A 12,080-nucleotide genomic window follows, 5' to 3' on the forward strand; every position below is an offset into this window, starting at 1 on the left:
AACGGCCGCCCCGGTTCTACTTTGCATGGGGTTGTTTTCGATGTTTTGTGTTGTGAGCCCGCGGCGCGCCGCCGACGGGTATCTGACCTCAAGGCCGCGCGATGATGCCCCCGGTCATCGGGAACGGCACCCCCGTGGTGGCGGGGTAGCTCAGCGGCAGGCCTTTCAGGCCGCGCGCCGCAAGGAATCCGAAGGCCTGCGCCTCGATGGCGTCGGACGCCCAGCCCAGCGTGTCCGCGGCCCGGACGGTCGCAGGCTCCAGGCACTCGCGCAGCATCCGCAGCATGGTGAGGTTGCGGGCGCCGCCACCGGCCACGATCCAGTTCTTGGGCTCCTTCGGCAGCAGCGGCACCACGCGAGTGATCGCGGCGACAGTAAACGCGGTCAGCGTCGCCGCGCCGTCCTCGGGCGGTATGTCGCCGAGCTTCAACCTCTCAAAGTCGTTGCGATCGAGCGATTTCGGCGGCGGCAGCGAAAAGAACGGCATCTGCAGCGCGCGGTTGATCCAGGCCGCATCCACCTTGCCCAGCGCGGCGGTGCGGCCCTCGTTATCGAAACGCTGGTTCAGCCAGCGGAACATGTAGTCGTCGAGCAGCGCGTTGCCCGGGCCGGTGTCGCAGGCGATCAGCGTGTCGCCGTCGATATAGGTGATGTTGGCGACGCCGCCTATATTGACCACGACGGTCGGCCCCTCCCAATCCAGCGATTGGGCGAGCGCGCGGTGATAGACCGGCACAAAGGGCGCGCCCTGCCCGCCGGCATCGACGTCGGCAGCGCGGAAATCGTACATGACCGGAACGTGGATCAGCCTGGCAAGAGCGGCTGCGTCGCCAATCTGGACCGTCAGCTTTTTCTCGGGCCGGTGCAGCACGGTCTGGCCGTGAAAGCCGACGATGTCGATATCGTCGAAGCGCATCCGGTGTTGCGCGGTAAAGGCGGCCACCGCCTCGGCATGCGCAGCCGTGACGACCCGCTCGGCCTCGCGCAGGCAGCCGGGCCGCGCCTCGCGATCCGGCAGGTCGGCGGCCTCGTATAGCGCCTGGCGCAGCAGGCCGCGCTCCGCGTCGGTGTAGGGCCGGTATCCGGACGGCCCCAGGGCGTTTACCCGGCGGCCATCGGTCTCAATCAAAGCGACATCCACCCCGTCAAGCGAGGTGCCGCTCATCAGACCAAGTGCCGTCAACATCATCGCAAATCGTGCCTTTGCAACGCCCTGCTCGATCCGTCCCGCCGACGACGACCAGCTTGTGCCAAACACGGACATCTTATAATGCCACAGCGGCCGGATTTGCGGCAGCCCGTTCCGCCATGGTTCCGCAAACAGTTACAATTACAGTGAAAATAGAATGATCAAAGCAGCCCGCCCATGACCGCATTTAAATCAGATTTCCTGAACATTTTAAAAGAACGCGGCTTCATCCACCAATGCTCCGATTTCGAGAGCCTCGACGCGCTTGCCGCCAAGGGCCAGGCGACTGCCTATGTCGGCTACGACTGCACGGCGCCGTCGCTGCATATCGGCAACTACCTCACCATGATGATGCTGCACTGGCTGCAGCAGAGCGGAAACAAGCCGATCACTCTGATGGGCGGCGGTACCACCATGGTCGGCGACCCCTCCGGCAAGGATGAATCGCGCGCCATCCGCACGATCGAGGAAATCGAGGCCAACAAGGCCTCGATCCGCGGCGTGTTCGCGAAGGTACTTCGCTACGGCTCCGGCCCGAGCGATGCCATCATGCTCGACAATGCCGAGTGGCTGACGAAGCTGAACTGGATCGAGATGCTGCGCGATATCGGCCGGCATTTCTCCGTCAACCGCATGCTGACGATGGACTCGGTGCGGCTGCGTCTCGAACGCGAGCAGGAGATGAGCTTCATCGAGTTCAACTACATGGTCTGCCAGGCCTACGACTTCGTCGAACTGGCGCGGCGCACCGGATGCCGCCTCCAGATGGGCGGCTCCGATCAATGGGGCAACATCGTCAACGGCGTCGATCTCGGCCGCCGCATGGGCACGGAGCAATTGTTCGCGCTGACGACGCCGCTCTTGACGACCGCGTCAGGCGCCAAGATGGGCAAGACCGCGCAGGGCGCCGTGTGGCTCAATGCGGATCAATTCTCGCCCTACGATTTCTGGCAATACTGGCGCAACGCCGAGGACGCCGACGTCGTCAAGTTTCTAAAGCTGTTCACGATCCTGCCGATGAGCGAGATCGCAAAGCTGGCGGCGCTGCAGGGCGGCGAGATCAACGAAGCCAAGAAGGTTTTGGCGACGGAAGCGACCGCGCTGCTGCACGGTCGCGACGCCGCCAACACGGCCGCCGAAACCGCCCGGCAAACGTTTGAGCAAGGCGCGATCGCGGAGAGCCTGCCGACCGTGGAAGTTTCGCGCGGCGAGCTAGAGGCCGGCATCGGCGTCCTGGGCGCCTTCGTCAAGGCCGGCCTCGTGGCCTCGAACGGCGAGGCACGGCGCCAGATCAAGGGTGGCGGCTTGCGCGTCAACGACGACGCCGTCACCGACGAGAAGATGGTGCTGACGTCGTCCAGCCTCACGCCGGAAGGCGTCATCAAGCTTTCCATGGGGAAGAAAAAGCACGTCCTGCTGAAACCCACCTGATCGGGCCTGCATAGGCGCATTCGCTTTTGATGCTTGCGGGAGCTGCGGAAACGCGCTCCCTGCGTCCCATGGACAGCAAGACGCCAGAGGGAGATGCGTTGGCCAGGCCGCTCAAGCCGGGGCGGGTTGCGCTCAACGTGCTGGCGCTCTGCTCTACGCTGGCGCTTGTCGGCCGCGGCCTCGGCGAGAGCTTTACGGTTTTCCTCAAACCGATCGCGGAGAATTTCGGCTGGGACCGCGCCCAGGTGGTCTCGGTCTATTCACTGACCTGGCTGGCGGGCGGACTGACGGCCCCGGTGGTCGGCCGGCTGTTCGACCGTTACGGCCCCCGCACCGTCTATTCGCTGGGACTGTTGCTGCTCGGCGGTGCGTTCCTGGTCGCCTCGCTGGCGCAGGCGCTGTGGCAATTCCAGTTGAGCGTAGGGCTCGCCGTCGGGATCGGCATCGCCTTCATCGGCAACGTGCCAAATTCGATCCTGCTCGGCCGCTGGTTCGGCCCACGCCTGCCGACGGCGATGGCGGTGGTCTATTCCGCGGCAGGCGCGGGTGTGCTGGTGGTGCTACCCGCCTCGCAACTGCTGATCGATCATCTCGGCTGGCGCGGCGCCTACCAGATTTTCGGCATCGTCGCGCTGTGCCTGCTGGCGCCGTTGCTGCTGCTGCCGTGGCGGCTGTTTTCCAGGGGCTCGCCGCACATCGCCAGAAAAGCCGATTCCGGTTTCGTCGACGCGGGCTGGACGCTCGCGAGCGCCATGCGCCACCACGCATTCTGGGCGCTGTTTGCAACCTTCTTCTTCACGGCGGTGGGGATGTATGCGCTTGCCGCGCAGATCGTTGCCTATCTGATCGACGCTGGGTTTCCGCCGCTGCAGGCGGCGACCGCCTGGGGCTTTTCCGGCGTGGTGCTGCTGTTCGGTATGCTGGGCGTGACGCAACTCGATACGGTGATCGGACGAAGGCCATCGGTGCTGCTCAGCTACGCCGTCTCGATTCTAGGCATCATCCTGCTCTGGCTGCTGCGGTTCTATCCGAACTTCTGGCTGCTCGGCGCCTTCGTCGTGACCTTCGGCAGCATGATCGGTTCGCGCGGCCCGCTGATCACGGCGACCGCGATGAAGATCTTTCGCGGCGAACGGGTCGGCACGATCTACGGCACGATCTCGATCGGTAGCGGTCTTGGCTCGGGGCTCGGCGCCTGGGCCGGCGGCCTGATCCACGATTGGACCCACAGCTACGATCCCGTGATCGTCTTCGCGCTGGTCGCCGTGGTGCTCGGGATGATCCCGTTTCTGGTCGTTCCGGCGCTGCGGCGCTAGTTATTCGGCGGCAGTTCGATCGGGCTGTTGTTCTGCTTGCCGGTGTTGAATTCCATGATCTTTCGCGTCACGCCGGGAAAGATCGCCGAAATCGGATTGACGCGCAGCACTGGTTGCCCCGGCGTGCCGACGACCTCGTAGGTCACGCCGATCAAGCCTTCATTGTTGCCGTTGCCGAGGAACAGGCCGAGCACCGGAATCTGGCCGAACATGTTGTTCAGCCCGTACATCGGAACGAAGGTGCCGCTCATGCGCACCTGGTTGGCGACGGTATCGATATTGCCTTCGATGGTCGCACCGATCATCGGCCCCTTCACGACACCATCCCTGATCGCGAGTTGTCCGCTCTGCCGGGTGAACTCGGCGCGCAATGCCGAAAAGGAAACGCCGCTCTGGGTGCCGGTAGACCCTCCCGCGGCGACGCGGTCGAGCGAAGCTTCACCCTTGATGGAGAAGCTGCGGACGTTGATCAGGCCTTCCTTGGCGCTGGGTTCGACGGTCGGAGGCTCCAATGCGAGTTCGAGCTGGCCGCCAATAATCTTGGAATACATATCGGTGAAGCGGAAGAAAGCGCCGGCGTCATCGGTCTGCAGCACAATGACGTCGCGTCCCCGCCCCTGTCCGCGGCCGCGCAAGTCCGCCGTCACCGGAGTAGTGTCGCGCCCGACCTTGCCGGAGAGCGTGAAGTTTTTCACGATACCGTTGCGGCGGGAGAACTTGCTATCGACGCTGCGCAACGCCTCGCCGCCGAATCCCTGCACCGCGCCGAGCTTGAGGTCGATGTCGAGGTCGATGTTCCTCGACCTGCTCTTGGGATCGGCATCCTTGCCGGTTATCGCCGACTTGAGGAATCCGCGGCCGTCGAACACGTCGCCGCGCATCATGACCTTGACGACGCCGTCGGCGCCGCGCTCGGCTTTCAGCGAGGTCTTGTCGCCGTCCGACGGCGCGTAGGTCGGGAAGTTCGCGTTCAACAGGTCGCCGTTCTGATCGACTTCCAGCGATCCCTTGATCGAGACGCCGCCGCCTTCGACCACGATGTCCTGGAACAGCGTCGATTGTTCCTTCTTCACCACGATGAACGTCGCCTTGCCCGACTTGCCGGGCACCTTGACCCAGCCCGGCAGGATGTTGTCGAGACGCAGCGAGGTCAGATCGGCCTCGATGCCGACGCGGCTGTCATTCTCGCCGATCTTGCCGATCACCTTGATCGGAATGGCGCCGGTGACGGCGGATCCGAGATCGATCCCGAGGCGTTGCCGGCTGGCGTCATCCAGCGTCGCCTGCAGCCTGATGTCGGCGTCGCCCTCGTTCGCCTTGCGATAATCCAGCGAGGCCGGCTGACCGTTGATCTTGACGTCACCCTTGACCTGGTAGCCGGCATTGTTGGCGACCAGCTTCAACGTATTGGATTCCAGCTTCTGGTTCATCACGAGCTTGTCGGCGGCAAACCCGACCAGATCCGCCATGACGGTGTAGGTGGTGTCGGCCTTGGTCATCGATCCCGTGACCGGCATGGCGAGCGTGATGGTGGCGGCAACCGTCCCCTTGCTGGCGTTCGGATCAATCAGCGTGCCGGAGAGATCGCTGATGCGGTCGGAAGCCAGGATCTCGGCCGCCGCCGGCACCGGGCAATCCACCCTGAACTTCACCCGCGAGGGCGACGGCTTCGGCGCCATGTCCGGCACCTCGAACGAGAAATCGGAAATGTTGATCTTGCGCCCGGCGGGCGTGTCGGCAATTCCCTGCCCGATCGTCACCGTTGCCGTTCGCCCGGTAACCCGCGCTTTCAAATCCGCATCGCGGACCGCGGGCATGCCGTTGACCGGGCGAACCGTGACGCCCGACGCAACGATGTTGACGGCGAGACCATCATCCGGAATCGGGGGCCCCTTGCGCGGCAGATTACGCACCGGCGAATTGACGCCGACCTCGATGCGCTGAAGCGTACCCTTCTCGATCCGCTCGATCACCCATTCGCGCACTTCGGGCACGATCAGGATCGGCCATATCCGTTTCAGCGCCGATGCCGACATCGGCGTACCCGCGAAACCAAGCTGCAGACGCGCCTCGTTGGCATAGTCGATGCTGCCGGTGCCGGCGATGCCGATCTCGCCATTGCTGATATCGGCCTGGGTGAGCAGCACGCGCTTCCGGTCGGTGTCGAACTTCATCCCGATCGCGATGCGGTTGAAGATCAGTGGCGGTTCGTTGTCGGTGCCGGCCAGCAGGATCGTGCCACCGCTAAGGCCGGCCTGCCATTCAGTGGTGGCCCCGTTCGGCGGTTCGAGATGACCCAGCAACGTGATCCGGTTCGCGCCGGAAACGACCTTGAAAGGCGCGACCAGCACGCGCCGTCCGGCATCCCATTCGACGCTCATCTCTGCCGAATCGATCGGCATCGGATAGTCAGGCGTATCGCTGTCGATGAGATGCCCGGCGCCCGCCGTGACCTTGCCGCGGAAGTAGGTCGGCAGGCCGTCGCGGCCCAGTTCGCCTTTCAGTTCGCCGGAAAGCGGCAGCTCGGCGCTGTAGGTGAGATCCTTGACCCGCATCGCCAGCAGGATATTGGCGGCCGGCAACTTGTCGGCGTGAAGATCGACGGATCGCACGCCGTTCTGCTGCGGCCCGACCACGACCTTGAGCGACCACGGGCGCGCGCCCTCCTCGCCAAGGCTCACCGCGACCCCGCCGCTGCGCGGCCGGCGCATGCTGAGGCTGATATTCTCAAACGTCCATTTGTTGCCGCGCTGCTGGTCGTCGACGATGAGATTGCCGTTCTTGAGGCCGATCTCATTCAGATTCTGTCCGTCGAGGCCGGTCAGGCTGAGGCTGTCGAGCCAGTCGAGGCCGGCCAGCAATCCGTTCTGCATCGTGTCGGGAACTGCAGCCGCCGCGCCTTGGGCGGGCGCAGGCGCCTGGCGGGGGAATGTCGGCGCCATGCCGGCATCGCGCTTGGAGGCGACACCCGTCGCCAGCGGCTTGGCGGTATCGCCGGCGGACACCGTCACCTGGCCGTCCGGCGTGATTCGCACCGCAAGTTCGGCGTCGACCAGATTGAGGCTTTCAGCGCGCAGCCGCCCCATCAGAAGCGCCGTGCCTGATAATTTCACCTCGGCCTTCGGCGCGGTGGCGACGATGACCTGGTCGCGGTCGCGCACCACGATGTCGCGGATGCGCACCGCGATTCGAATCCGCCCGGCGCGCTCGATCTGTGTACCGCCGACTGCAACCGTATTGCCGTGGCCGATATTTTCCTCGATCGCCGCTGCCAGCCAGGGCGTTGCGACGTCGAGATTGATGGGCCCGGCGCCGAGCCGCCACCACAGCCCGCCGAAGCAGCCGGTGAAAATCACCGCCAGTACGCCGATCACAATTGCCACGCGCTTGACCCAGCGTTCGCCGGTCAGCCATCGCTGCAGCGCTGCAAACTTGTCGTTCAGACGGTCCATGCCGGAACTGGAGCGGGAGAGCAGCCGCTTTGTCCGATGGCGCGCCGCCTCGTCGGGCTCTTGATCCCAGCCAGCCGCATCATCCCACTGCGAGCTGTGGGCCTCGGCACGCGGATTCGACCCCTTGGGCGAAGTATTCCTAGCCATTGCCTCTCGGTGCCGGCGCTGAGGTTGATTGCCGCCAAGGGCCCGCTCTTCGATCGTTATCGAGCGCTCCTGTGCCGGCATCGCTGCCAATCCTCGATTAATACTGTTACTCGTGGTCGGGCCCAAGGATTGATTGGGTGGTCCCATCGACGAGCGGACGGGGGTAGCGTCGAATTCCTTGTAACCATACTCCCGGGTCATCAAACTTGCCCAGCAGCCGGAGCGAATCCGGCGGTCAAAGGCGAGACCCGCAATACCCTAATGGTTGATCTGCGGAAAGCGACGAAAGGAAGGCGTATGTCCAAGAAAACGCGCAAGAAATCCTCCAAGCCAGCCCCCAAAAGCCGCGAGACGCCCGCCCGTAAACCAGCCGCGGCCAAGACCCCTATCAAGTCCCCCATCAAGACCCCCAGCAAAGCTGCCCTCCGCAGCGGGATGACATCGGCCAAAAAGCCGGCCGCCAAGGTAGCCAGCAAGGCAGCCAAAACCGCCACCAAGACGACCGTCACGAAACCGGACAAGACGGCCAAAACCACGTCAGCAAAAGCGTCGCACAAGCCGGCATCGAAACAGTTAATAAAATCCAATCTATCGGCTCCGCCTGAGCCGGATGCGGGAACCGAACTGGTCGAAGGCGCGATGGCTCGCCCCTTCAATTTGCCCCGCGATGGCGGCGACAGCGTCTCGCTGGCCGACTATGCCGGCAGGAAACTGGTGCTGTTTTTCTATCCCAGGGCCGACACCCCCGGCTGCACGCGGGAAGCGATCGACTTCACGCGGCTCGAGAGCGCGTTTGCCGACGAGGGAGCCGCGGTACTCGGCATCTCGGCAGACACCGTCAAGGCCCAGGAATCCTTCCGTAACAAGCACCAGCTTTCGGTTCCTCTGATCTCGGATGAGCAACATGAGATGCTGGAGGCCTATGGCGCATGGGGCGAAAAATCGATGTACGGCAGGAACTTCATGGGGATCATTAGAACGACGGTTCTGATCGACGCCAATGGGCGGATCGCCAAAATCTGGCGCAATGTGCGGGTCGACGGCCATGCCGACGAGGTGCTGGCCGCCGTCCGGGCCATATGACCTGGTGGGTGACTTGGCAGGCGATTTGGCAGGCTCCATTTTCCAAAAATTAACCATGAAAGGGTCAAATCGGCAGACAATTGAGCCGTACGGAACTCATCTCCGACCGGCGCGGGAGTGCCGATGTCGTACCGTTCCGGTCACCATTATGCCGACCACCACCATCCTCACGACCATGGCCGGACACCGCCCCGCCGTCCCGCCAACTACGTGGCAAAGGCCGCAGCGATAGACGGTGACGGCTACACCATCGTGCATGCCGGCAAGCAGGTCCGGCTCGGCCCCGTCGTGTTCTGGATCGTTGTCGGCACGATCGTGTTGCTCGGCATGTGGTCGGCAGCGACCGCCACCTATTTCGCGTTTCGCGACGACGTCCTGACCCGGCTGATCGCCCGTCAGGCCGAAATGCAATACGCCTATGAAGACCGCATCGCGGAACTGCGCTCCAAGGTCGACCGCACCACCAGCCGCCAGCTGCTCGACCAGGAACAGTTCGACCAGAAGCTCGACCAGATCATGCGGCGCCAGACCGCGCTCGAATCGCGCGCCACTGCTCTCGGCGCGATCCCGGATACTGCAGCCACCGGTTCGATCAGGCCCGCGGCACGCGGCGCGGCCGCGGAGACGCCACCTTCCGGCACCCTAAAACCCTCCCCGATCAGCGACACCGTGATCTTCGTGGCACCGCCGGATCGCGAAGCGCGGCTGGAATCGCGCGCGCCCACCGTCGTCAAGCCGCAGCCAAATCAGTTTGCCAAGGTTCAGGGCGTCGACAACGTGCTGGTCCGCCTGCAGACCTCGCTCGATTCCGTCGAGCGACGCCAGATGGCGGCCTTGAGTTCAGTCGAGGATGGAATGGAATCGCGCCTCCGCCGGATGCGCGGCGTGTTCAGCGATCTCGGCCTCGACCATGGCGCAGCTCGAAGCCGCCACCCCGCGCTCCGCCATTGGCGGCCCGTTCGTGCCGGTGAAGCTTTCGGCCGACGCCGGCGCGTTCGAGCGCCAGCTCTACCGGATCAACCTCACCCGCACCCAGGTGCAGCGTCTCAACGCGACGCTGGCGCTGGTGCCCTATCGCAAGCCCGTTGTCGGCGAGGTCGAATTTACCTCGGGCTTCGGTGTCCGCAGCGATCCCTTCCTCGGTCGCCCGGCCATGCATACCGGCCTCGACTTCCGCGCCGCCACCGGCGATCCCGTCCGCGCCACCGCGAACGGCAAGGTGCTGTCATCGGGATGGACGGGCGGCTATGGCCGTATGGTGGAGGTTGACCATGGCAACGGCCTGTCGACCCGTTACGGCCATCTCTCTGAAATTCACGTCAAGGTCGGCGACGTCGTCAAGATCGGACAGGTGATCGGCGCCGTCGGCTCCACCGGTCGCTCCACCGGCCCGCACCTGCACTACGAAACACGGATCGACGGCGATGCCGTCGACCCGCAGAAGTTTTTGCGCGCAGGCGTCAGGCTGAGCTCGGGCTAGCATCGCGCCGTCAGAACGGCTTGCTCGCTTGTCGATCGCACGCGGAATAGTCCGCTATCCTACCCTCGCCGTTCCACAGTCGCCCAAGATGGAACCGGCGCGCGCCCGCATCAGTGATTTTTTTTCGCTCCTTGTCGGCTCGCGGTGAGGCCGGGCGTCCTTGTGGCAGAGACTGAGTTACCCAAACAAATCCTGCGATATACTCCGCTCAGTCATGGAGAAAATAACGTCATGTCCCAAGGCAACACCGTTCGTTTGCATCGTGTTCTCGCCACCAAGCCGGAAAAGGTTTTTCGTGCCTTCCTCGATGCGGACGCCATGGCCAAGTGGCTGCCGCCCTACGGCTTCACCTGCAAGGTCCACCATTTGGAGGCCAAGGTTGGCGGCACATTCAGGATGTCGTTTTCGAATTTCACCACGAATACGGGCCATTCGTTCGGCGGGGAATATCTGGAAATCGTGCCTAACGAGCGTATCCGCTACACCGATCGTTTCGACGATCCCAATTTGCCTGGCGTCATTGAGGTCACCGTGACCCTGAAAGCGGTTTCGGTCGGAACCGAAATCAACATCGAACAGACAAATCTGCCGACGGTGATTCCGGTCGAAGCCTGCTATCTCGGCTGGCAACAGTCGCTCGCCCAGCTCGCGTCCCTCGTGGAGCCGGACATTCCCGGATAGTGACTTGTCGAGAGGCACCACGCTGTGGTGCCTCTCCTTAGTGCCCCACCTCGCCGGTGATGATGTCGCCGAACACTTCCCAGGCTTCGCCGTTGAACTTCATCAGCTGCATCTGTTCGATCGGGAAGAAGTCGTTGGCGGCCGTGTTGACCTTGATGCCCGGCAGCAGTGCGTCGCTGGTAAAATCCTTCAGGCTCGCGGCCTGCTTCATCACGTTCTCGCGCGTGAGGTTGTCGCCGCATTGCTTCAGCACCTGCACCATGGTTTGCGCCGTCGCATAGCCGTAGACGTTGTTGATGTTGGTCTTGTCGCCGTCAGGGAAATACTTGTCCATGAAGGCAAGCCAGGCCTTGATGCCCGGATCGTCCTTCCACAACGGATCGGTCGGATCCTTCAGATAGGCGGTTGAAATAATGCCTTTCGAGTTATCGAGGCCGGCCGGCTTGAGCACCGCCGCCACCGAGGTCGAGACATTGCCGAGGAAATAAACCGGCTTCCATCCAAGCTCGGCAACTTTCCGAATAGCCTGCGCCGCGCCCTTCGGCGCCGCCCAGGTCATCATGATGTCGGCGCCGGAATCCTTCAGCGCGACGATCTGCGAATCGATGGTGGGATCGGAGACCTCGTAGGATTTGTCTGATATGATCATGCCGGCCTTGTCGCCAAGGCCATCGCGCAAGCCCTTCATCTGGTCCTTGCCGGCATCGTCGTTCTGCCAGAGCGCTGCAATCTTGCCGTTTGGAAAATTCTTCAGAATGTAGGCGGCGTAGATGCGGCCTTCGCTCTGGTAGTTCGGCTGCCAGCCCATGGTCCACGGAAAATTCTGCGGATCGCCCCATTTCGTGGCACCCGTCGCCACAAAGAGCTGCGGCACCTTCCTGGCGTTCATGTATTTCTGGATGGCGGAGTTCGACTGCGTGCCGAGCGGCTGGAAGACCAAGAGCACCTCGTCGCTTTCCACCAGCTTGCGCGCCTGCTCGACCGCCTTCGGCGGGCTGAAGGCGTCGTCATAACTGACAAAATTGATCTTGCGGCCGTTGATGCCGCCCTCGGCGTTGATCTTGTTGAAATAGGCCGCCTGCGCCTTGCCGATCGTGCCGTAGGCCGACGCCGGGCCGCTATAGGGCATGATGTTGCCGATCTTGATTTCGGTATCGCTGGCGCCGGGATCGTATTTCTTCTGCGCTTGGGCCGTGGTGGCGACCGTTGCGGCGACGGCGAACACTGTCACGGCCACAAGGTTCTGCAGGCGAACCGGCATCGTTTTCTCCCTCATTTTTTCAGTCTTGTTGCGGGCAAAG

The 12,080-nt window shown here is 63.3% G+C and carries 7 protein-coding genes and 1 pseudogene; 5 read left to right on the top strand and 3 right to left on the bottom strand.

The window, feature by feature from the left end; genetic code table 11:
- Positions 1 to 88: 88 nt before the first annotated feature.
- Positions 89 to 1,189, bottom strand: a complete 1,101-nt coding sequence (locus tag ACVWVY_RS30110; RefSeq protein ID WP_456632342.1) for an anhydro-N-acetylmuramic acid kinase — start codon at positions 1,187 to 1,189, stop codon at positions 89 to 91.
- 177 nt (positions 1,190 to 1,366) lie between these two features.
- On the opposite strand from ACVWVY_RS30110, the gene tyrS reads away from it, so the two are divergent.
- Both tyrS and ACVWVY_RS30120 read left to right on the top strand, forming a co-directional pair.
- A complete protein-coding gene (tyrS, locus tag ACVWVY_RS30115) occupies positions 1,367 to 2,620 on the top strand; it encodes a tyrosine--tRNA ligase (protein ID WP_456629775.1) in 1,254 nt (417 codons plus the stop codon).
- Positions 2,621 to 2,688: 68 nt separating this feature from the next.
- Positions 2,689 to 3,936: an MFS transporter gene (locus ACVWVY_RS30120; RefSeq protein WP_456629776.1), complete on the top strand. Its 1,248-nt coding sequence runs from the start codon at positions 2,689 to 2,691 to the stop codon at positions 3,934 to 3,936.
- On the opposite strand, the gene ACVWVY_RS30125 is transcribed toward ACVWVY_RS30120, so the two are convergent.
- Positions 3,933 to 7,616, bottom strand: a complete 3,684-nt coding sequence (locus tag ACVWVY_RS30125) for a hypothetical protein (RefSeq protein ID WP_456629777.1) — start codon at positions 7,614 to 7,616, stop codon at positions 3,933 to 3,935. The two genes, ACVWVY_RS30120 and ACVWVY_RS30125, sit on opposite strands and share 4 nt — an antisense overlap.
- On the opposite strand from ACVWVY_RS30125, the gene ACVWVY_RS30130 reads away from it, so the two are divergent.
- The 3 genes and pseudogenes from ACVWVY_RS30130 (at position 7,560) to ACVWVY_RS30140 (ending at position 10,779) form a co-directional block, all read left to right on the top strand.
- On the top strand, positions 7,560 to 8,618 hold the full coding sequence (locus ACVWVY_RS30130) for a peroxiredoxin (RefSeq protein ID WP_456629778.1): 1,059 nt from the start codon (positions 7,560 to 7,562) through the stop codon (positions 8,616 to 8,618). The two genes, ACVWVY_RS30125 and ACVWVY_RS30130, sit on opposite strands and share 57 nt — an antisense overlap.
- Positions 8,619 to 8,741: 123 nt before the next feature.
- Positions 8,742 to 10,098, top strand: a pseudogene (locus tag ACVWVY_RS30135) (peptidoglycan DD-metalloendopeptidase family protein).
- 231 nt (positions 10,099 to 10,329) lie between these two features.
- On the top strand, positions 10,330 to 10,779 hold the full coding sequence (locus tag ACVWVY_RS30140) for an SRPBCC family protein (RefSeq protein WP_456632343.1): 450 nt from the start codon (positions 10,330 to 10,332) through the stop codon (positions 10,777 to 10,779).
- Between the two features lie 37 nt (positions 10,780 to 10,816).
- Here ACVWVY_RS30140 and ACVWVY_RS30145 read toward each other — a convergent pair whose 3' ends face one another.
- Entirely contained in the window at positions 10,817 to 12,040 is a 1,224-nt protein-coding gene (locus ACVWVY_RS30145) for an ABC transporter substrate-binding protein (protein ID WP_456629779.1), read from the bottom strand.
- Positions 12,041 to 12,080: the final 40 nt, after the last annotated feature.

The organism is Bradyrhizobium sp. URHC0002 (assembly GCF_054059515.1).

Bases quoted from the DNA above. Each gene is read 5' to 3' on its own strand.
- ACVWVY_RS30110 (WP_456632342.1), bottom strand. From the start codon at position 1,189: ATGATGTTGACGGCACTTGGTCTGATGAGCGGCACCTCGCTTGACGGG.
- tyrS (WP_456629775.1), top strand. From the start codon at position 1,367: ATGACCGCATTTAAATCAGATTTCCTGAACATTTTAAAAGAACGCGGC.
- ACVWVY_RS30120 (WP_456629776.1), top strand. From the start codon at position 2,689: ATGGACAGCAAGACGCCAGAGGGAGATGCGTTGGCCAGGCCGCTCAAG.
- ACVWVY_RS30125 (WP_456629777.1), bottom strand. From the start codon at position 7,616: ATGCCGGCACAGGAGCGCTCGATAACGATCGAAGAGCGGGCCCTTGGC.
- ACVWVY_RS30140 (WP_456632343.1), top strand. From the start codon at position 10,330: ATGTCCCAAGGCAACACCGTTCGTTTGCATCGTGTTCTCGCCACCAAG.
- ACVWVY_RS30145 (WP_456629779.1), bottom strand. From the start codon at position 12,040: ATGCCGGTTCGCCTGCAGAACCTTGTGGCCGTGACAGTGTTCGCCGTC.